Origin of the sequence: Geopsychrobacter electrodiphilus DSM 16401, assembly GCF_000384395.1 — a bacterium.
Lineage (GTDB): Bacteria > Desulfobacterota > Desulfuromonadia > Desulfuromonadales > Geopsychrobacteraceae > Geopsychrobacter > Geopsychrobacter electrodiphilus.
Genome location: NZ_ARWE01000001.1, coordinates 3,584,523 through 3,605,581 on the forward strand (window position 1 = coordinate 3,584,523; position 21,059 = coordinate 3,605,581).

General features: G+C 58.5%; 20 protein-coding genes. All 20 read left to right on the forward strand.

Annotation, left to right across the window (positions count from 1 at the left end; all coding sequences use genetic code 11):
* The first annotated feature begins 144 nt into the window (after nucleotides 1-144).
* The 20 genes from D888_RS0116845 to D888_RS0116940 all read left to right on the forward strand — a co-directional run bounded on the left by D888_RS0116845 (nucleotide 145) and on the right by D888_RS0116940 (nucleotide 21,053).
* Nucleotides 145-1,392, forward strand: coding sequence for an ABC transporter substrate-binding protein (locus D888_RS0116845; RefSeq protein WP_020677748.1), 1,248 nt, complete (start codon nucleotides 145-147; stop codon nucleotides 1,390-1,392).
* Between the two features lie 131 nt (nucleotides 1,393-1,523).
* Nucleotides 1,524-2,360, forward strand: a complete 837-nt coding sequence (locus D888_RS0116850; RefSeq protein ID WP_020677749.1) for an ABC transporter ATP-binding protein — start codon at nucleotides 1,524-1,526, stop codon at nucleotides 2,358-2,360.
* 120 nt (nucleotides 2,361-2,480) lie between these two features.
* On the forward strand, nucleotides 2,481-3,722 hold the full coding sequence (locus D888_RS0116855) for a phenylacetate--CoA ligase family protein (RefSeq protein WP_020677750.1): 1,242 nt from the start codon (nucleotides 2,481-2,483) through the stop codon (nucleotides 3,720-3,722).
* Nucleotides 3,723-3,985: 263 nt separating this feature from the next.
* Complete coding sequence (locus tag D888_RS0116860) at nucleotides 3,986-4,531, forward strand: DUF6125 family protein (protein WP_020677751.1); 546 nt, start codon at nucleotides 3,986-3,988, stop codon at nucleotides 4,529-4,531.
* A 12-nt stretch (nucleotides 4,532-4,543) separates the two neighbouring features.
* The gene (locus tag D888_RS0116865) at nucleotides 4,544-5,662 is read left to right on the forward strand and encodes a CaiB/BaiF CoA transferase family protein (RefSeq protein WP_020677752.1); all 1,119 of its coding nucleotides are present in this window, start codon (nucleotides 4,544-4,546) and stop codon (nucleotides 5,660-5,662) included.
* A 116-nt stretch (nucleotides 5,663-5,778) separates the two neighbouring features.
* Complete coding sequence (locus tag D888_RS0116870) at nucleotides 5,779-6,372, forward strand: 2-oxoacid:acceptor oxidoreductase family protein (protein ID WP_020677753.1); 594 nt, start codon at nucleotides 5,779-5,781, stop codon at nucleotides 6,370-6,372.
* Nucleotides 6,365-6,676 (forward strand): 4Fe-4S binding protein, encoded by a 312-nt coding sequence (locus tag D888_RS0116875; protein ID WP_020677754.1) that lies wholly within the window; start codon nucleotides 6,365-6,367, stop codon nucleotides 6,674-6,676. Before D888_RS0116870 ends, D888_RS0116875 begins: the two co-directional genes overlap by 8 nt.
* The gene (locus D888_RS0116880) at nucleotides 6,669-7,880 is read left to right on the forward strand and encodes a transketolase C-terminal domain-containing protein (RefSeq protein ID WP_020677755.1); all 1,212 of its coding nucleotides are present in this window, start codon (nucleotides 6,669-6,671) and stop codon (nucleotides 7,878-7,880) included. The genes D888_RS0116875 and D888_RS0116880 overlap by 8 nt, the downstream gene beginning before the upstream one ends.
* A complete protein-coding gene (locus tag D888_RS0116885) occupies nucleotides 7,877-8,788 on the forward strand; it encodes a thiamine pyrophosphate-dependent enzyme (protein WP_020677756.1) in 912 nt (303 codons plus the stop codon). Before D888_RS0116880 ends, D888_RS0116885 begins: the two co-directional genes overlap by 4 nt.
* Nucleotides 8,789-8,800: 12 nt before the next feature.
* The gene (locus tag D888_RS0116890) at nucleotides 8,801-9,616 is read left to right on the forward strand and encodes a crotonase/enoyl-CoA hydratase family protein (protein ID WP_020677757.1); all 816 of its coding nucleotides are present in this window, start codon (nucleotides 8,801-8,803) and stop codon (nucleotides 9,614-9,616) included.
* A 27-nt stretch (nucleotides 9,617-9,643) separates the two neighbouring features.
* Nucleotides 9,644-10,234, forward strand: coding sequence for a helix-turn-helix domain-containing protein (locus tag D888_RS23385; RefSeq protein ID WP_020677758.1), 591 nt, complete (start codon nucleotides 9,644-9,646; stop codon nucleotides 10,232-10,234).
* 301 nt (nucleotides 10,235-10,535) lie between these two features.
* Entirely contained in the window at nucleotides 10,536-12,830 is a 2,295-nt protein-coding gene (locus D888_RS0116900; protein WP_020677759.1) for an FAD-dependent oxidoreductase, read from the forward strand.
* Nucleotides 12,820-13,980 carry a hypothetical protein gene (porA, locus tag D888_RS22135; protein ID WP_020677760.1) on the forward strand — a complete coding sequence of 387 codons (1,161 nt, stop codon included), beginning with the start codon at nucleotides 12,820-12,822 and terminating at the stop codon, nucleotides 13,978-13,980. Before D888_RS0116900 ends, porA begins: the two co-directional genes overlap by 11 nt.
* On the forward strand, nucleotides 13,977-14,903 hold the full coding sequence (locus tag D888_RS0116910) for a thiamine pyrophosphate-dependent enzyme (protein ID WP_083928895.1): 927 nt from the start codon (nucleotides 13,977-13,979) through the stop codon (nucleotides 14,901-14,903). Before porA ends, D888_RS0116910 begins: the two co-directional genes overlap by 4 nt.
* A gap of 63 nt (nucleotides 14,904-14,966) precedes the next feature.
* Nucleotides 14,967-15,524 carry a helix-turn-helix domain-containing protein gene (locus D888_RS0116915; protein WP_020677762.1) on the forward strand — a complete coding sequence of 186 codons (558 nt, stop codon included), beginning with the start codon at nucleotides 14,967-14,969 and terminating at the stop codon, nucleotides 15,522-15,524.
* Nucleotides 15,525-15,620: 96 nt separating this feature from the next.
* Nucleotides 15,621-15,815 carry a hypothetical protein gene (locus tag D888_RS0116920; protein ID WP_020677763.1) on the forward strand — a complete coding sequence of 65 codons (195 nt, stop codon included), beginning with the start codon at nucleotides 15,621-15,623 and terminating at the stop codon, nucleotides 15,813-15,815.
* 114 nt (nucleotides 15,816-15,929) lie between these two features.
* Nucleotides 15,930-17,204, forward strand: coding sequence for a nickel-dependent lactate racemase family protein (locus tag D888_RS0116925; protein WP_020677764.1), 1,275 nt, complete (start codon nucleotides 15,930-15,932; stop codon nucleotides 17,202-17,204).
* Nucleotides 17,205-17,366: 162 nt separating this feature from the next.
* Entirely contained in the window at nucleotides 17,367-17,945 is a 579-nt protein-coding gene (locus D888_RS0116930; protein ID WP_020677765.1) for a TetR/AcrR family transcriptional regulator, read from the forward strand.
* A gap of 199 nt (nucleotides 17,946-18,144) precedes the next feature.
* Nucleotides 18,145-20,118: a (Fe-S)-binding protein gene (locus tag D888_RS0116935; RefSeq protein WP_020677766.1), complete on the forward strand. Its 1,974-nt coding sequence runs from the start codon at nucleotides 18,145-18,147 to the stop codon at nucleotides 20,116-20,118.
* Nucleotides 20,119-20,282: 164 nt separating this feature from the next.
* A complete protein-coding gene (locus D888_RS0116940; RefSeq protein WP_020674510.1) occupies nucleotides 20,283-21,053 on the forward strand; it encodes an electron transfer flavoprotein subunit beta/FixA family protein in 771 nt (256 codons plus the stop codon).
* Nucleotides 21,054-21,059 lie beyond the last annotated feature (6 nt).

The following is a 21,059-nucleotide window of genomic DNA, read 5'->3' on the forward strand; positions in this document are numbered from 1 at the left end:
TTGCTGGTGAGGCTGAAACCATAGACAGATATGCTCGCTATAATTTCCAAGGCAGTGCTTGCCTGGGGTTGAGAGTTTACGCACGGGAACCGACTCCCCGATGACCCCGTCATGTTCCATCAACGTTTAAGGAGGAAACACGTCATGCGCAAAAAGCTACTCTGTGGAACCCTGGTCCTGGCAATGTTCAGTATTACAACCCTTGCATTCGCCGCCGATACTATCCCGGTCGGCCATCTGGCCTGCTACACCGGCCCGACCTCTGACGTCGGCGTCCCCTATGGCAACGGTATCGACGATGCCATGAAATACATCAATGCCCATGGCGGCATCGATGGCAAACTGCTCAACTACGAAACCGTCGATTACTCCTACAAGGCTCCGCAGGCCGTGGCGACCTACAAGCGCTGGGTCTCCGATCTCAAACCGGTCGCTATTCAAGGCTGGGGTACCGCCGACACCGAAGCCCTGGTCCAGTTCGTCGCCAAGGATAAAATCCCCTATTTCTCGGCCTCCTATTCCGGTCACCTGACCGACCCGACCGGCAAATCTGAGCACAGCAAATCGGCTGCCCCATATAACTTCTTCTACGGACCCTCCTATTCCGACACCTGCCGCGGGCTGGTGCAGTGGGCCGCCGAAGACTGGAAAGCCAAAGGGCATAAAGACGCACCAAAATTCATTCACATGGGCGCCAACCACCCCTACCCCAACGCACCCAAGGCAGCCTGTGCGGCCTACGCCAAGGAACTCGGCTTCGAAGTGCTGAACCCGATCGTTTATTCCCTGAAGCCCGGCGATGCCAAGGCGCAGTGTCTGACCCTCAAGGATTCCGGGGCGAACTACGCCTACATGGGTAACACCGCCGGCTCGAACATCTCGCTGCTCAACTCCTGCGGTACCGTTGGCGCCAATCCCCAGTTTCTGGCCAATGTCTGGGGTTGGGATGAAAACTCGATCAAAGCCGCTGGGCAATCAGGCGATGGTGTAGCCGTCCCTCTCGGCTCACCCTCCTGGAACGATTCAGCTCCGGGGATGGCCATGGTTCGCGAAATCGCAAAAATGTCTGACCCTTCCGGCAAGACCTATCATAACCTGCACTACATGCGCGGTATCTGCACGGTGTACTTCATGAAAGACGCCATGATCGCCGCCGACAAAATGAAGGGTGGGATCACCGGGCCGAACATCAAGAAGGGGATGGAGCAGATGAAGAACCATGTCCCGGCCGGCCTCGAAGGGGTCTGCAAGCCATCAACATGGACCAGCGAAGATCACCGCGGCACCACCGAAGTTTCGGTCTATACCACGACCTACAACGGCGGCGATTTCAAATTCAACCTGCAATCAACCGTTGAAGTTCCACGCCGCGCCGACTGGCTCGGCTGGTAAGTTATTCCTCTGTGCGGGGGTGATATCATCCCCGCACAGCTTCAATCTTCGAGGTGCGGGCTTCCCGTTATTGAATTCCAGACCTGGAATATTGAACACCGAACCTTTTCCCTTTTGATCGGAGTGTTTCCATGGGAGAGCCGGCCGTTAAGGTTGCTGCACAGCCTGCCGAAAAAGAGATCATTCTCTCGGTCAACAACATCGAAGTTGTTTATGACGAAGTCATTCTGGTGTTGCGGGGTATCAGCCTCGACGTCCCCAGAGGCGAACTTGTCACCCTGCTCGGGCCCAACGGCGCCGGAAAATCGACCACCTTGAAGGCAATCTCCGGACTGCTCAAGACCGAGGACGGCGAGGTCACGCGCGGCACTATCACCTTCAAGGGAGAGAACATCGCCAACAGTGACCCCGACGCCATCGTGCGCAAGGGGATTTTTCAGGTCATGGAGGGACGTCGGATCATCGAGGATATGACGGTCATCGAAAACCTCCGCCTCGGCGCCTTCACCCGCAAGGACCGCGGCGCCATCAAGGGGGATATCGAGAAGGTCTTTCATTATTTCCCACGTTTGAAGGAACGCACCGGCATGGCCGGCTACCTCTCGGGCGGCGAACAGCAGATGCTTGCCATCGGCCGCGCGATCATGGCCAAGCCCGAGATGATTCTGCTCGACGAACCCTCCATGGGCCTCTCACCACTGCTGGTCAAGGAGGTCTTCGAGATCATCCGCAACATCAACCAGGAACAGGGGATCACCATGCTGCTGGTTGAACAGAACGCCAACATGGCCCTGCACAGCGCCAACTACGGCTACGTCATGGAGTCGGGCAAGATCGTCCTCGACGGCAGCGGCGAAGATCTGCTCAACAATGAGGATATGAAAGAGTTTTATCTGGCCGGTGGCGATAAGGAACGCAAGTCGTTCAAGAATTTGAAGTCATATAAGCGCAGAAAACGCTGGATGTGACCCAAAACCCTTCTCCCTGAGGGAGAAGGTGGCTGCTGGCCGGATGAGGGGGCCCTTTTACGAACAGTCCCCCTAGCCCTCTCCTCAGGGAGAGGGGATTTAATTTCACGCGGAGAAACCATGTCCGATTTCTACGACAACCTCGAAACCCGCAGCGCCGAACAACGCGAGACCGAACTGTTTACACAACTGGCTGAGCAGCTCGAGCATGCCCAGACCACGGCATCTGCTTTTGCCGAGACCCTGGGCGGGATTAAAGGCGCGAGTGTCAGTAATCGTGTGGCCCTGGCCAAATTGCCCCTCTTGCATAAGACCGAGTTGATCAAGCGCCAGCAGAATCTGCCGATCTTCGGCGGCCTGACCGGCATCACTCCCCCGGCACTCTGCCAAATCTTCGCCTCACCCGGCCCAATCTTCGAGCCCGGTTCGACCAGACCCGATTTCTGGCGTTTTGCGCGTGCACTTTACGCTGCCGGCTTCCGCCGCGGCGAAATTATTCACAACTGCTTCTCCTACCATTTCACCCCGGCGGGAATGATGTTCGAATCCGGTGCCCGCGCACTCGGTTGCGCGACGGTTCCGGCCGGCGTCGGCCAGACCGAACTACAGGTCCAGACCATGGCCCATGTCCGCCCCGAGGGCTATGTCGGTACGCCATCGTTTTTAAAACTGATCCTCGACAAAGCAGACGAACTCGGCATCGATCTCTCCTGCCTCACAAAAGCTCTTGTTTCCGGTGAATATCTGCCACCAACGCTACGCGCTGCCTTCGCCGCACGTGGCATCGCCGTGCTGCAATGCTACGCCACCGCAGACCTCGGTCTGATCGCCTACGAGTCCAAGGCGCAAGAAGGGATGATCGTCGATGAAGGGATCATCCTCGAAATCGTGCGCACCGGCACCGGCGAACTCGTGGCCGAAGGTGAAGTCGGCGAAGTCGTCGTCACCAGCCTCAACCCCGACTACCCGCTGATCCGTTTCGCGACCGGTGATCTCTCGGCGATCCTGCCCGGGCCAAGCCCCTGCGGCCGCACCAACCAGCGCATTAAAGGCTGGATGGGCCGCGCCGACCAAACCACCAAAATCCGCGGCATGTTCGTCCACCCCAGCCAGATCGCCGCAATCCTCAAGCGCCATCCAGAGCTGGGACGGGGCAGGTTGGTGGTTACCCGAGTCGAGGATCAGGATGCGATGTGCCTGCAGATTGAATGTGCTGAGACCGCTGCCTCTAATTTGCAAGCAGCAGTTATAGAAACCATCCGCGACCTGACCAAGCTGCGCGGAACGGTAGAATTTGTAGCACCGGGAAAGCTGCCCAACGATGGCAAAGTCATCGACGACCAGCGCCCCGTCGCGATTTAGCCTCCCCGTGTGACGCCGCCGGAACGGAATAGAGATTTTGAGGATTTCGAGCGAGGATGTCTGAGCCGCAGGCGAGTTTCCGAGTGAGCTCAAAATCGGCATGTAGCGGAGGAAACCCGCCAAAGGCGGGCAAGGAGGTCGGGCGCGTTTCTTTGCTTACTTTCTTGCCGCGCAGCAAGAAAGTAAGGCGGCGTGCGGGGCGCAACCCCGCGACCCTGATTAACCTAATTATTTCATAGCACACAACTTTAAGGAGAAATCCCATGTCAAGCCAAGCCAGCGCACCCGATGAAGGTCTCAAACTTTTACAAAAACTCAGCAAACAGGAACTCATCACCATCATCCAGGACGATGCCAAAAACTGGCTGGCCCACGACGGTCTCTGGTTCCAGGCAATCGAAAAGACCCACGGCATGGAGGTCGCCATCGCCGCCGATACAGACGCCTGGCGGCATTTTACTGTGATCGAAGCCAAACGCATCATGGCGCGACTTAATCTCCAGCCGGGGGGCGGCATCCCGGCCTTACTCGAGTGTCTGAATCATCGACTCTACGCCCGCCTCAACCTGCAGGAGGCGATCGAGGTCAGTGACACCCGTGCCGTCTTTCGCATGGTTGATTGTCGGGTGCAGTCAGCGCGCAAGCGCAAGGGGCTGGATGACTTCCCCTGCAAATCGGTCGGCATCGTTGAATACAGTGAGTTCGCCCGCACCATCGACCCGCGCATTACGACCAGATGCATCGCTTGTCCGCCCGACGCGCACCCGGACGATTTCTTCTGCTCCTGGGAATTCACCTTAGAACCCTGATGAGGTGAATTGATGCTTAACGACTGCCTCGCCGGGGTGCGGGTCCTCGACCTCAGCCAGTATCTGCCCGGTCCCTTCACCACCCAGATGCTCGCCGATTTTGGCGCCGAAGTACTGAAGATTGAACCGCCGCAGGGCGATCCGATGAGTCACTTTATCCTGCAGGATGAAGATGGCGTCTCCCCCTGGTATAAGCAGATCAACGCTGGCAAGACCCTTTTGCCTCTCGATTTGAAAACCGAATCCGGCGGAGAGGTGCTCGCCGAATTGATCACCCGCGCCGATGTCCTGCTCGAATCCTTTCGCCCGGGCGTGCTTGAGCGTCTCGGCTTCGGCCGCGCCCGCCTGCAGGAATTGAATCCGAACCTGATCCACTGCGCGCTTTCGGGCTTCGGTCAAACCGGCCCCTGCCGCGAGCGCGCCGGACATGACCTGACCTATCTGGCCATGAGCGGCATGCTCAGCCTGACCGGAAGCCGCGAAACGCCGGTCATCCCTTTTCCGCCGATCTGTGATCACGCCACCGGCCAGCAGGCAGTTACCGCCATCCTCGCTGCCCTGCTGCGCCGCAACACAACGGGCAAAGGCGCTTATATTGATATCAGCCTGTTTGAAGTTGCCCTCTCCTGGCAGTCTTTCCCGCTGACCGCGGCCCAACGAGCAGGGGAGTCTCTTTCCCGCGGGAGTGATCTGCTCACCGGCGGCGCCGCCTGCTACCAGATCTACCGTACCGCCGATGACCGGTTTATCGCCCTCGGTGCCCTCGAAGAAAAATTCTGGCAATCCTTCTGTGCCACCGTTCAGCGCCCCGACTGGGTCGACCGTCAACATGAACCGATGCCGCAGACCGCTTTGATCGCCGCCGTTGCCGAGCTCATTGCCAGTGCCGATTTTTCGGTCTGGCAAACGCGCTTCGACGGGGTCGATTGCTGTTTTGAACCGATTCTCGATCATAGCGAAGTACTCAACCTCCCACAGGTCATTGAACGCCGACTGCTGCAAAATGAAGGGACCGAGGGGCGGCAGGATGCGCTCCTGCCTATCTGGTTTGATAACCGGCCCCCGCCCGCGCGCCGCGCGCTGCAAAAACAGACCACCGCTGCAGCCTTAAATGCCTGGCAAAAACTCTAAACAACAGAACCGACCCAACGGACGTTACAGAATAAAAGCATCTTTGCCTCCCTCGGCTTATGAGCTAAGATAGCCATTCGAAAAACACCGTCATTCATTTTCATCAGGGAGCAGACATGCAGACCCCCACACAAAAAATGATCCAGATCCGTTGGCACGGCCGCGGCGGTCAGGGTGCGATTACTGCCGCCAAGGTGGTGGCCGAAGCGACCTTCAAGTCCGGTTATGCCGGGGTTGTCATGGCGCCGAGCTTCGGCACCGAACGCCGCGGCGCGCCAGTATCAACCTCACTCAAAATTTCACGCACCAAGATCTATGACCTCTCGCCGATCCAGACCCCGGATATTGTCGTGGTACTGGATCATCTGATCTTGAATGAGGTCAACGTCACCGCCGGACTCAAACCTGGCGGACTGTTGATCATCAATTCACCCCACCCGGCCAGCAAACACCAGCAGGCCGATTTTCGCGTCGCCGTGGTCAATGTTACCCGCCTCGGCGAAGAAGCCGGGCTGCGCAAGGGGATCGTCAACAGCGGCATCATCGGCGCACTCGGCAAAGCGAGCGGACTGGTCGCTATCGAGATGCTCACCAGCTGCATCGTTGCTGAATTTACTGGACGCAAACCCGATGAAAACGCCAAAGCTGCTCAACTGGCCTATGACGCCACCGAGATCTGCGAACCGGCACAAGGAGGCGTGCATGCCTGATTCCCGTTTTAAAATATTGACCACCGCCAGTACCCCCGGTCCCGGCGACGCCGGACGCACCGGCTCCTGGCGCGTCGAACGCCCGATCATTGACTACAACCGCTGCATCCCGGCCAAAACCGGCAAACACGCCTGCCACCTCTGCTGGCTCTACTGCCCCGACAGCACCGTGAGCAAGGCGATCAAGCCAGAATTCGACCTGCAATACTGTAAGGGGTGCGGGATCTGCGCCGAGGAGTGTCCGGCCCAGGCGATCACCATGGTCGCCGAAGAAAACTTCGCGGGAGGGGGCGACAATGAGTAAGCAACGCATCGACTCCGGCAACAACGCCGCGGCGCTGGCGGTACAGCTCGCCGCCGCTGAAGTAATCGCCGCCTACCCGATCACCCCGCAGACACCCTTGACCGAGAAGCTCTCAGAGCTGATCGCCGCCGGCAAGATGGACGCCGAGTATGTCGCGGTCGAGAGCGAACACAGCGCCATGGGCGTTTGCATCGGCGCCGCCAGCGCCGGGGTGCGCGCCTTCACCGCGACCTCGTCCAACGGTCTGCTCTACATGAGCGAGCAGCTTCACTGGGCGGCCGGCGCGCGCCTGCCTCTGGTGATGTGCGTGGTCAACCGCGGCATCGGCGCGCCCTGGTCGGTGTGGAACGATCATCAGGACGCCATGAGCCAGCGCGACACCGGCTGGATTCAGCTCTTCGCCAAGGATCATCAGGAGATCGTCGACATCTGCCTCAAGGCCTTCCGCCTCGCCGAGCTGGTGCATATCCCGGTGATGGTCAACTACGACGGCTATTACCTGTCACACACCTACATGCCGTTCGAACTCCCCGAGGCCCAGGCGGTGCAGGATTTCCTGCCGGCATACGCCTACAAACATGCCCTCGACCCGGAGCACCCTGAAAGCTTGAACACCGTCACCCTACCTGATGCACGCAACGATATTCACGGCGTCAAACAGGGCGGCTACATGGACATCCGCCACAACCTGCATCAGGAGATGCGCGACGCGCTGACCGTGCTCGAGGAGATCGACGCCGATTACCAAAAGCGGTTCGGTCGCGGCGGCGCGCCGATTCTCGACCCCTTTCTGTGTGAAGATGCCGATTTCATCGTGGTCGCCATGGGGAGCCTGGCCAACCAGTTCCGCGAAGTTGTTGAACGTCTGCGCGCAGAGGGCATCAAGGTCGGCGTGCTAGCGGTACAGGTCTATCGCCCCTTTCCGACGGGACATCTCGCCATCGCCCTGCAATCGGCCAAAAGGGTAATGGTCTATGAAAAGGGTCTCAGCTACGGCAATCAGGGTGCGCTCTATAGTGACCTGAAATCAGCACTCTACCCCTACCCCAACCGGCCGCAACTTTCGAACGTCATTGTCGGCCTGGGCGGACGCGATATTCCGACCAGCGACCTCTACCAGACCCTGAAAGCCGCCTGCCTGCAACAGGATGCGGCCACACCGGAGCAGATCGATACGCCGCAATGGATGGGATTACAACTATGAAGACAACTGCCAGAACCACAGCCGTCAATCTGACCACAGAAGAGTTTGTTTACCCGGGTAACCGCGCCTGTTCCGGGTGCAGCATGAGCCTGCTCTACCGCATCGGCCTCAAGGCGCTGGGGCGCGACTGCATCTTCGTCGTACCACCCAGCTGCATGACGGTCATGCAGGGGCTCTACCCGATCTCCGCCTCGCAGATGCCGATCTTCAACTGCACCTTCGCCTCGACCGCCGCGGTCGCCACCGGCGTGCGCGCCGCCATGAAACGCCTGGGCAAACCGACCCAGGTCGTCGCCTGGGCGGGTGACGGCGGCACCTCGGACATCGGCATTCAGGCCCTCTCCGGTGCCCTCGAGCGCGGCGAAGACATTATCTATATCTGCTACGACAACGAAGCCTACATGAACACCGGGGTGCAACGCTCAGGCACCACGCCGCAGGGCGGCCTGACCACCACCACCCCCTATACCGGCAAGAAGGAACAGGGGAAAAATCTGCCGGCCATCGTCGCGGCCCACAATCCGACTTATGTCGCGACCTGTTCGGCCAGCTACCCCCTCGACTTTCACGACAAGCTGCTCAAGGCCAAAGAGATGCGCGGGCTGAAATACTTTCATATTCAGACCCCCTGTCCACCAGGCTGGGGCTGTGAAGAACGGATGACGATCAAGATCGGCAAGGCCGCGGTCGAGTGCGGCCTGTTTGATCTGTATGAAATCGAGAACGGGCAGAAAACCCTCTCCGAGCCGTCGCTGAAACTCCTGAAGCAGGAGAAGCTGCGGCCGGTTGAAGACTATTTGAGCATGCAGGTACGCTTCAAGGCTCTTTCGCCAGAGCAGGTCCGCGGCATTCAGGCGCAGGTGGATCAGAAATGGGCTACCTACCGCAAAGACTCCGGCGAGAGGTGAAAGGGACCTGATATGCACGCCCCACCGCTTTTAACCGACACCCTGCTCAGCATAAACAACCGGGTTGCCGAACTCACTTTCAATCGCGAAGACGTGCGCAACGCCCTGACCGGTACTGCGCTGGTCGAAGAGATCGTCGCGATACTCGACTGGTGCAACCATAACCAGGAGGTTTCGGTCCTGATTCTAACCGGGTCGGGCTCCGCTTTCTCCGCCGGGGGGAACATCAAGCAGATGCGTGATCGGGAGGGGATCTTTGCCGGTTCAACGCTGCAGATTCAGGATCAGTACCGGCGCGGCATCCAGCAGTTGCCGCTGGCCATGCAACGCTGTGAAATTCCGCTGATCGCAGCGATCAACGGTCCGGCGATCGGTGCAGGGATGGATCTGGCCTGCATGTGTGACCTGCGCATCGGTTCAAACAAGGCGCTGCTCGGAGAAACCTTTCTCAACCTCGGCATTGTCCCCGGTGACGGCGGCGCCTGGTTTTTACCGCGGATTGTCGGCGCTCAACGCGCCGCAGAGCTGATCTTTAGCGGACGACTGGTCAAGGCCGATGAAGCCAAAGAGTTGGGTCTGCTGCTCGATGTGGTCGCCGAAGATGAACTGCTCACCAGCGCCCGCGCACTGGCCGCCAAGATCGCCACCAAACCGCCCCAGGCGCTGCGCTTGACCAAGCGCCTGCTCAGACTCGGCCAGAGCCAGGAATTACCCGAATTTCTCGACCTGTGCGCCAGCTTTCAAGCCATGGCGCATCAGACCGAGGATCATATTGAAGCGGTAAACGCCTTCATCGAAAAACGAACACCCGCATTTAATGGTAAGTAGTGAGAGCTCTTTTTCAGGAGGTTAGCCATGTCGCTGAAACAATTGAATATCGGTGAAAAGATCAAAAGCCTGCGCGAAAGGCAGGAGCTGACACTCGAACAGGTTGCGCAAGATGCTGCCATCCCGGTAACAGTTCTTGCTGCGATCGAGGCACAAACGGCGACTCCTCCACTGGGGCAGATTGTCAGTCTGGCCAATGTCTTTAATGTCCCGATCGGTGAAATTCTCGGCGGCAGTTCCGATTCTCCCTTCTGCATCGTACGCCGCGACGAACACAAAACCGTCGAACGCTTCGAATCCAGCACCAGAACTTCCGGTGGTTACAGTTACGAATCTCTCGGGCACAAAAAGCAGAACCGCCACATGGAACCCTTTCTCGTTACCCTCACTCCATCCGGTGCCCCGCACACGACGCCTAACCAGCACGTCGGCGAAGAGATCCTGTTCGTTCTCGAAGGCCAGGTTGAAGTCAGTCTGGCTGGGCACACAGATATCTTCAACCCCGGCGATTCAATCTACTACGATTCAACCCTGCCGCATGTCGTAACCTGCCACGGCGATCAAACCGCAACCCTGTTTGCAGTGATTTATGCGCGGAAAGATATGCTGATATTTTAAGGAAAACGGCACTATTCCTTTCCAGACCAGGATGCTCAACAATTTACTCTCCATCAAAAAGGCTCGAGCTGTCACTAGTTCGAGCCTTTTTGATGGAGATGTCAAAGATCCGTAAATGCCGGAATCAATAAACGCAGTATTGAAATTTTTATTTGGTGGTGCGATAATTCATGTTGATCTCCCGAAAAATAACACGCCTGTAACTTCTGCCCCTTCCTGGCTTTTTGTTCGCTAAATTAACGACTAAGGTCCAATTAAGGCAGGTTTCCTGATTGAACCTGCGAGGGGAACAGGAGCTATCATGTCCCAGAAAAAAACAGAACCTTCCTCGCTGACCGAGACAGCGCGCACGGAATTACCCAGCGATATCTCTTTCCCTTTGGAAATTCGTCTGCACGGCCGGGGAGGCCAGGGCGGCGTAACCTGCGCCAAGCTGATCGCGGCGATCTATGCCCAGACCGGACTGAACGTACAAACCTTCGGTGATTATGGCGCCGAACGTTCCGGCGCTCCGGTGCGTGCCTTTACCCGGGTCGATCGCGAACCGATCAAAAACCGCAACAAGGTCTATCGCCCGGATCATCTGCTGGTGCTTGATGCTGCCCTGCTCGGGCCCCAGGTGCTGGACGGGGTTGCTGCCGGTGCGGTGATTCTGCTTAACAGTGCCGATCCGGCAGAGAGGTATGCCGAGCAGTTCGCCGCTTACCGTATCGGGATCATCGACGCCACCGGCATCGCACGCAAGCATGGCATCGGCACCAGCACAGTAGTCATCATCAACACCACCCTGGTCGGAGCTTATGCCAAACTCCTCGGCCTGCCATTTGAAGTTCTGGCAGACGCTTACGCAAAAATGGGGCTCTCTGATGACCTTGAGGCTGCCAGGGAGGCTTATCTGAAGGTGCGTATCCGACAACCTTCCTCCGCGGGGACAGGGATAGCCGTGGGCGGTGATCTGCAAACCAGTCTGCCGCCGGTTAAGCCCCAGACCGCGCATTCCGAGGATATTGTCACCAGCTTGAAAACCGGCAACTGGAGCACCCAGCTTCCCGGTTATGAAGATTTTGTCGCCCCCTGCAATCATGCCTGCCCGGCCGGCAACGACGTGGTCGGCTTCATTCAGGCCCTCAAAACCTCCGGCCCCGATGCCGCAGCGCAGATTTTGCTTAAGACCCAAGCGCTGCCTTCGGTCTGCGGCCGGGTGTGCCCGGCTCCCTGCATGTATGAATGCAATCGTAATCAGATGGACGGTGCCGTCAATATCCGCAGTCTCGAGCGCTGGATCTCGGACCATTCCGCAATCCGCCTGACGGCGCAGAAAGCCGACAAGGTGCATACCCTGGCGGTAGTCGGAGGCGGTCCCGCCGGCCTGAGCGCTGCCTATCAACTGGCACTGCGTGGACACGAGGTGACGCTCTTCGAAAAAAATGAAAAACTCGGCGGCGTTCTGCGTTACGGCATACCGGTCTATCGTTTGCCCGAAGACGTTCTGGAGCGCGACCTTGAGCGCATCCTCTCGCTCGGGATTCGCAGCCAGTGTGAACATCCGGTCGACAAGGCGGAAATGAAACGCCTGCAGCGAGAATTTGACGCGGTCATCGTCAGCAAGGGTTTCAGTGACGCCATGACCCTGACCGCGGCCGGAGAATCCCTCGACGGCATCGAGCAGGGGCTCGACTTTCTGGCCCGCAGTCGTGAGGGAGGCTCGACGCTCTCCGGTGATCTGGTGGTTATCGGTGGCGGCAACACTGCCATTGACTGCGCCCGCAGCGCCCTGCGCAGCGGCGCCTCCTCGGTCAAACTGGTTTATCGCCGCAGTCGCGCTGAAATGCCAGCAATCGCCGAAGAGATTGATGACGCCATCCGTGAAGGGGTGAAGCTGCTCCCCCTGCGCCAGCCGGTCGCCTTTCGCGGGGTCGGTTGCGTCGCCGGAATTGTGCTGGCCGAGGTCGAACTGGCTGAGGCCGATGCCGACGGGCGACGTCGCCCGCTGGTGACCGAACGCACGACCGAACTGAACTGCTCCAGAGTTTTGCTGGCCCTGGGTCAGGAGAACGACATGGGTCTGCTGCCGGAGGCCTGGCAGATGCGTGAGGCAAGGGCCTGGTCCGCGGATAAACCCCTCAATATCTGGTTTGCCGGTGACTGTTCCACCGCTGACGGCACCGTGACCCACGCCATCGGCAACGGCCGGTTAACAGCGCTGGCCGCCCTCGCCAGCCTGGACGGCACAGACACCGAGGCGCTCCCCCTGCGGCCAGGTGCGCTGGTGGCCCCGGCCCAGGTGCGCTTCTCCCACTTTCCGATCCTCGCCCCGCATCAGGATCGACACAAGGTGCTGGAGAATTACCGGCACAGCTTCGAAGAGGTCAATCTGGGGCTCTCTACCCAGGAGGAGGCCGAGCGCTGTTTCTCCTGTGGTCGCTGCACCCAGTGTGATACCTGCCTGGTCTACTGTCCCGAGGGGGTTATCTCCCGCAGCGAGGGTGGCTACCGGATCGATGAGGAATACTGCAAAGGCTGTGGGATCTGCGTGGCCGAATGCCCGCGGCGGGCCATAGATCTGAACGATAAAGGATTAAGCGATGTCTGTTGAATTGATCAGCGCCAACCATGCCGCGGCTCTCTCGGCCACCCTCGCGGCCAGGGCTAACCGCACGGCCAGGGGTTTCTGCAGCGGAGTTTACCCGATCACCCCATCGACCGAATGCATGGAATATCTGTGCGGGCAGGAGATCGAGAAGGGGACGGTAGTCCGGGCCGACAGCGAACATAACGCCATGGGGATCTGTATCGGCGCCTCTGCGGCCGGCGCGCGCTCCTTCACCACCACCTGCTCCAACGGACTGGCCTACATGGTCGAAAACTGCGTGGCGGCAGCCGGCTATCGCCTGCCGATTGTCATGTCAGTCGCCAACCGCACCCTCGGCCCACCGTGGAATATCTGGGCGGATCATGGTGATTCGCTGCTGCTGCGCGATCTGGGCTGGCTGCAGCTGTACTCGGCCGACAATCAAGAGGTCTTCGATACGGTGCTCTGTGCCTTCAAACTGGCTGAAGATCCCCGCATGCTGATGCCGGCGCTGTGCTGCATGGATGGCTTTATCCTCTCGCACACCATGGCGCAGGTTGACGTCCCCAGCCAGGAGCAGATCGATCGTTTTCTCCCTCTGACTGATATCCCGCATCGCCTCGATAAGACCGCCCATACCCTCGGCCAGATGGAGGCCCCGCATGCGTCCGTGGTGCACCGCATGCAACATCATCAGGCGATGCTCGGCGCAGAGCAGATTTATGCCGAGATCCAGAACTCTTTTGCAGAGATTTTCGGACGGCGCCCGGCTGATCCGCTGGTGACATACCGCACCGAAGACGCCGAAACCCTGCTTGTCTCCATGGGCACCCTGGGAGTGACCGCCGAGAGGGTGGTCGATCAACTCAGGGAACAGGGCAAGGCAGTGGGTGCGGTGCGGGTGCGGATGTTCCGCCCCATGCTGGACACGGGGTTGCGCAAAATTTTTGCCGGCAAGAAACGGATCGCCGTTTTGGACCGGGATATCAGCATCGGTTTCGGCGGGGTGCTCTGGGGTGAAGTGCGTGGCTTCGCCGATCCTGGGGCCATTGTGCAGAATTATATGGTGGGTGTGGCTGGCGGCGACGTGCGCCCCGAACATATGCTCAACCTGCTCGCTGATCTCGAGCAACGTCATGAATCTGGCGCACCGCAAATCGTGGAGGTGGCATGATGAACGAACCCGCACTGAATGGCATGGCCTGCACTGACAGGGACCGCCGTGACCCGCTGCTGCGTCCCGGCAACAGCAACTGCGGCGGCTGTGGCATGTCGAACCTGTTGCAGATGCTCAGACGCGCCACCGGCGAGCGTGAATTGAAGATGGTGGTACCCGCCTGCTGTGCTGCGGTAACCGGCGGCAGTTTTCCGGAGAGCGTTTTCGGCATTCCGGCAATCATGTCCACCTTTGCCTCGGCCGCCTCGGTGGCCACCGGCGTCGCCGCAGTAGCACAGTTGAACGGCGAAGAGACGCGGGTCATCTGCCTGGCCGGTGATGGCGGGACCTATGACATCGGCATGGGGACCCTGTCGGCGGCCGCCGAACGCAACGAAGATATCCTCTATATCTGTTATGATAACGAAATTTACGGCAACACCGGTGGTCAGCGCTCCTCGGCAACCCCGGCCGGCGCCGCGACCACCAGTACGCCCCGGGGCAAGCAGGAGACCAAAAAGGATATCATCGGGATCATGGCGGCCCACCGCATCCCCTATGCCGCCTCCATCTCTCTGGCCCACATCGACGATACCCTGCGTAAACTCCAGTTCGCGCTGGACGCCAGGGGGTTCCGCTTTCTTCACGTACTCTCCCCCTGCCCGACCGGCTGGAAATCGGAACCGGCCATGGGGATCGAACTGGTGCGGCTGGCAGTGCGCTCCGGCCTGTTCCCGGTGTTCGAGGTGTTCGACGGCGAACGCTATGTAATTAACATTGAACCGGAATTTTCCAACGAGGCGCTGATGATGTATCTCTCCCTGCAGCGGCGCTTTCGCAATACCGGGGTCACCGAAGAGAGCCTGCAACCGAACATTGAGCGTTACTGGAATTACCTGCGCCTGATGAGCGGCCGGATTGTGCCGGCTAAACGGAATTAACCGGGATCCTGAATGCCTTCTTAGCCATGTGGAAAGTTACCAACAAGCAGTGAAAGGACAACCATGCGCAAATACGTCGGGGAACGGGTGCAGAAATTACGCGAGGCCCAGGGGCTGAGTCAGCAGGAGGTCTGCAAGCTGGCCGGACTGGAGCTCTCTCAGTTACAAGCCTATGAAGACGGGACCGCGGTCCCTTCGGTGGGTGTCGTCATCAACCTGTCCCGAATTCTGGGCTCCAAGTTCGAAGGCCTCCTGCATGGCGGCGGAACTGTCTCCGAAGCGTTAACCATCTGCCGCTCGGGAGCATCCTACGGCGGACAGCAGGGGAACACCGAGCAGGGCTACGCCTACGCCACCCTGACCCGACCGGGCACTGTTGGTCACGTCATGGAGCCGTTCATGCTGACCTTTGATCCCCATGCACCAAAAGGTCCGCCGATTGCCCACGACGGCCAGGAGTTTGTCTATATTGTGTCAGGCAGGATAGAGCTTTTCTATGCCGGCAAGGAATACCATCTTGAACAAGGGGACAGCGCCTATCTGAATGCCTCCCTCAAGCACCGCTTCCATGGCTTGGGAACCAGTCCGGCGCAGATGCTGGCGGTGGTCAGCTCGGCGTGACGATTTTTCAAAGGTGGGCTGTCGGGGCGGACTGATGGCTCAGGTTGCCTGCAGGATGCTATAGTAGCTAACAGAAACCCATTTATCGGAGGATCTATGTCAGAACCCATAATGCCAGAATGTAAGGATTCGGCAGGCCATCACCTGCATATCTGTCAGTTAAGAACCGAAGGAAGGCAGAAGGAAGTCTCGGCGCTCATGACCGATCCCGGCTATATCTGCCTCAACTGCAATGCCGTTGCGCACAACATCAAAAACCTCTGCAACCCAATTTCGTTTTCAAAAGCCTAGGGCTTTTCGGGGTAAAGGGAGAAAGCACGCTTTGGAGCCTGTTGATGTGATGGTCTCCTGGCTCTGAGACGAACGAGATCCAGCCGCGCTTGCCAACCGAAACGGGGATGAGCCATGCAGACCCACATCAAATACGGTCATCAAGGACTGAATCTCGAGTTTCCTGAAACGCCGAATTTCATCGGTGTCCTTTATCCTCAAGACGCCGAGGTTTTGGCGGAGCCAGCTGAAGCGGTATTCCGATCCCTTACTCAGCCGATTGCGTCCAGGTCCCTCAAAGAGCTGGCGCAGGGCAAGGCTGATGCGCTCATTGTCATCAGTGACATAACCCGGCCGGTGCCAAACGCCCTGCTGCTGCCGATCATCATTCAACAGCTGAAAGCGGCGGGCATCCCCGCCGCAAAAATCACCATTCTGATTGCGACCGGAATCCATCGCCCCAACGAGGGGGAAGAGCTGGAACGCCTGGTCGGTAAAGAGATTGCGACCTCCTGTCGCATTATCAATCACTTCTCCAAAAATACAGATGAGATGCTGCTGGTCGGACATATCGGCGACGGGGTTCCGGCCCTGGTCAACAAGCATTATCTGGCCGCCGACCTGAAGATTCTGACCGGTTTCATCGAGCCGCATATGTGGGCCGGATTCTCCGGCGGGCGTAAATCAATCTTACCGGGAATTTCTTCGGTGAAGACGCTGGAGTTCATGCACGGACCCGAGATGGTGGCCCATCCGCAAACCCGCTACGGAGTTCTGCAGGGGAACCCTTTCCACGAAGCCGGGCTGGCGATCATGGCGCAGGCCGGAGCTGATTTCATTGTCAATGTCACCCTCGATACCGACAAAAAGGTGACCGGCATTTTTTCCGGACATCCGGTCAAGGCACACCTCGCCGGAGTCGAGTTTCTCTCGCGTCATTGTGTCCGGACGCTGGACGCGCCCCTCGATTTTGTCGTGACCACCAACGCCGGCGCCCCCCTCGACTGCAACCTGTACCAGACCGCCAAGGGGATTTCGGGTGTGGCCGGCGCAACCCGCGAAGGTGGTGTAATTCTCATCGCCAGCGAGTGCCCCGAAGGATTCGGCAGTGAAGAGTATCGCGCGGTGTTTGAGCTGGTCACCACCCCGCAGGCCTTTATCGATAAATTGATGAAGAAGGAATTCTTCATCCCTGACCAGTGGTGTGCCCAGGAAACCTACCAGGTGATGCTGAAAAATGAAATCTGGGTCCACACCAAAGGGATCGACGACGAGACCCTGAAACGCTTTCATTTCCGGCCTGTTGCCGATATTAACCAGGCGATTTCCGAACTGCTGGAACGTTTCGGCCAGGATGCCCGGTGGGCGATTGTGCCCGATGGCCCCTTACTGATTCTCAAGGTCGATTAAGCCTTGTGCTGAAGTCTCCCGTCATCTGAGTGCTCCTGAATCATAGCGTCTGACTCTAACGATTAACCCCGGCTCTGCCGAATTGAAGCAACTTTAGACTTGACATGGAAATGCCGTTTGGTATTGTACCTAACAAACGTTAGGTTTGCTCACGGAGAAGACATGGCTGAAACAATTCCACGGCGCGAGATCATCCTGCAGGAAGCGGCTCACCTATTCCGCGAAAAAAGCTATCCGGGTGCGAACCTGCGTGAGCTGGCGCGCCGGGCCGGCATTCAGGGGGGGAGCATCTACCACCACTTCGCCTCGAAACAGGAGATCCTCTTCCAACTGATGGACCACACCATGACCGATATGATCGAGCGTCTGACCGAACGCTTGGCCGATACCCGAACGCCTTCGGAGAAACTGCGCAAGACCATCAATTTTCATATTGAATATCATGTCACCGGCCCTGATCAGACCTACATCACCGACGAAGAATTGCGCAACCTGACCCCGGAAAACTACCTCAAGGTGGTAGAGAAGCGGGATCGCTATCAAAAAATCATCGAGCAGATCCTGATCGACGGCAAGTCCGAAGAGGGTTGGCAATTGGACGAGCCAAAACTCTATACCCGAGCCCTGATCAAGATGTGTGCGGGGGTCTCGACCTGGTTTAAACCGCAAGGAAGCTTGAGCGTTCCCCAGATCGGCGAAGCCTATATCAGGCTGCTCTGTAACGGCCTGCTCCCGCGCTGACGTGGTGTAAACAAAAGTGAAAATCTGTCACCAACGAGACAGTCAGCTACAGCAGCCCCAAAACCAGAGTTACGCATAATTTGATTATGATTACAGACAGTTACCTCTATAAGCTGATGTCAACTTCACCAGCCCGGCGGTTGGTATTTTCCTTGCTATCTTTCAATTAACGGATAGCAAAACTGACAGGATGGACCACATGGAACTGACCCGCGAAATCTACTGGAACGTCGGCCACTCAGTGCTGATTCCGATGTATCTGCTGGTATTTGCCGCCTTCGGTGTGTTGATCTGGGGGCTGCGCAAACGCCTCGTGACATACCGGCTGGGGCAGGCCCTCGACCGTACCGATCAGCCCGGGGTGCGTCTGACCGGGGTGCTGCGCGACGTCTTTTTGCAGGCGCGGGTGCTGCGGGTTGCGGGTGCCGGGACCGCCCACGGGCTGTTCTTCTTCGGTTTCGTGTTGCTGACCATCGGCACCACCCTGGTGTTTATCCAGGCGGATGTGCTTCATCCTCTCTTCGGTGTGCGCTTTCTGACCGGCAACTTCTATCTGCTCTTTTCCATCGTGCTGGATATCGCCGGTCTGGCCGCGATTCTCATGCTGCTGGGACTGGCGGTACGCCGCTATCTGCTGCGGCCCAAGGATCTGCCGACGGTCGGCGATAATGCTCTGATGCTGTTGCTGCTGCTTGCGATCCTCTTCACCGGTTTTCTGGTCGAGGGGCTGCGCATGGCCGCCACCGAAATGGGCACCAGCCTAAGCTGGTGGTCACCGGTCGGTCTGCTCTTCGCCCAGCCTTTCGCCGGGATGAGTGACTCTGCCCTGCGCGGGCTGCATAGCGGCCTCTGGTGGTTCCACTTCGCGCTGGTGCTCGGTTTTTTCTGCGCCATCCCCTTCACCCGCCTGCGCCATCTGCTCTTGACCCCGGCCAACATCTTCTTCCGTGATCTGGGCCCTACCGGCAAGCTGCGCACCCTGGATCTGGAGGATGAAGAGGCGGAGCATTTCGGTGCCGCCAAGGTTGCCGATCTCTTCTGGAAAGATATCTTCGACGCCGACGCCTGCACCTACTGCAAACGCTGTCAGGACCGCTGTCCGGCCTGGAATACCGATAAACCCCTGTCGCCGATGAAACTGGTCAACCAGATCGGCGAGGTCAGCTTCACAAACCCCGAGGCCAACCTGATCGAAACCATCACCACCGATGTGCTCTGGAGCTGCACAACCTGCCGCGCCTGCCAGGAGATCTGCCCGGCAGCCATCGAGCATGTGCCGAAGATCGTTGAGATGCGCCGTAATCTGGTGCTGATGGAAGGGGAGTTTCCCGGCGAAGAGGTGACCAAGGCAATGGAGAGCACCGAAGTCAACGGCAACCCCCTCGCCATGGCCCCCGCCACCCGCGCCGACTGGGCCGAAGGACTGGAGGTTGCCGACCTGAGCAAGGGAGAGAAGGCCGAAATCCTCTACTTCGTCGGCTGCTACGCATCATTCGACAAACGCAATCAGAAGATCGCCAAGAGCTTCATTAAGCTCTGTAACGCCGCCGGGGTCAGGGTCGGAATTCTGGGTAAGGATGAAAAATGCTGCGGCGAGCCGATGCGCAAACTCGGCAACGAATACCTCTACCAGATGCTTGCAACGGAGAACATCGAGCAGATCAAGGCGACCGGCGTTGAGCGCATCGTCTCCGCCTGTCCGCACTGCTTCAACACCTTAAGTAAAGATTATGTCGATCTCGGGCTGGAGCTGCCGGTTGAACACGCCAACAGTTTCCTTGCGGAACTGCTGAACAGCGGTAAGCTCAAACTCAAGCCCGCCAGCCTCGACTGCACCTACCACGACAGCTGCTACCTCGGCCGCCATAACAATCTTTACGAAGCCCCGCGGCAGCTCTTGCAGGCAGCCGGAGCCAGCATTCGCGAGATGGAGAAGAACCAGGCCGAAAGCTTCTGCTGCAGCGCTGGCGGCGGGCGGATTCTGGCCGAAGAGAAGCTGGGAACGCGCATGAATCAGAAGCGCGCGACCATGGCCGCCGAGACCGGGGCCCCGACGCTGGTATCAAGCTGCCCCTTCTGTATGAGCATGTTCGAAGACGGCATCAAGGGTGCCGATCTCGATGAACAACTGAAACCGCTCGACCTGCTAGAGATTCTGGCCGAGCGAATTTAGGGATAACCTTTAAAAGACAAGCTTCACCACGGAGGCCACAGAGAACACAGAGGAAGGTCAACACACAGGCAAGGCTCTTGGATAAAACCAAAAAGATGGGTTTTCTCGGTGTCCTCCATGTTCTCCGTGGTGAAAAAAAAAGACTTTAAACAGGAGGTCAAGGAATGAACATTCTGGTCTGTATCAAACAGGTTCCCGACATGGAATCACGCTTCAAGGTCGCCGCCAGCGGCACCTGGTTCGAAGAGAGCGATCTCGCCTGGCGCATCAACGAGTATGACGAGTTCGCCGTCGAGCAGGCGGTCAAGCTCAAGGAGCAGCTCGGCGATGCCGATCTGACGGTGCTCAGTATCGGTCCGGCGCGGGTCAAGGAGGCGCTCAAGAAGGCGCTGGCCATGGGCTGCGAGCGGGCGGTGAATATTGTCGATCCGGCGGCGGCCGAGAAAGATTCTTTCCAGATCGCCAGCAGCATCGCCGCCTTCGCCAAAGACAAAAGCTTCGACGTCATCTTCACCGGCATGCAGTCGCAGGATCGCGGCAGCGGTCAGGTCGGGGTGCTGGTTGCCGAACTGCTCGGAATTCCGGTCCTGACCACCGCAGTCGAATTTGAATACACCGACGGCAGCATAACGGTGCGGCGTGAACTCGAAGGCGGCTTAAGAGCGGCGGTCAAGGCGAGTACCCCGGCGCTGGTGACCTGCCAGCTGGGCCTCAACACCCCGCGTTACCCGACCCTGCCGAACATCATGAAGGCGAAGAAGAAGGAGCTGCTCGAGATTCCGATTGGCGAGCTGCTGAAGGATGAAGCCCGCCTTACGACCCTCGCCCTCGCGTACCCGGAGAAGAAGGGTTCAGCCCTGGTCCTCGAAGGGGAGATCGGCGAGCTGGTCGACAAGGTGATCGGGATCCTGAAAGAGAAGACATCCGTTTTATAAATACAG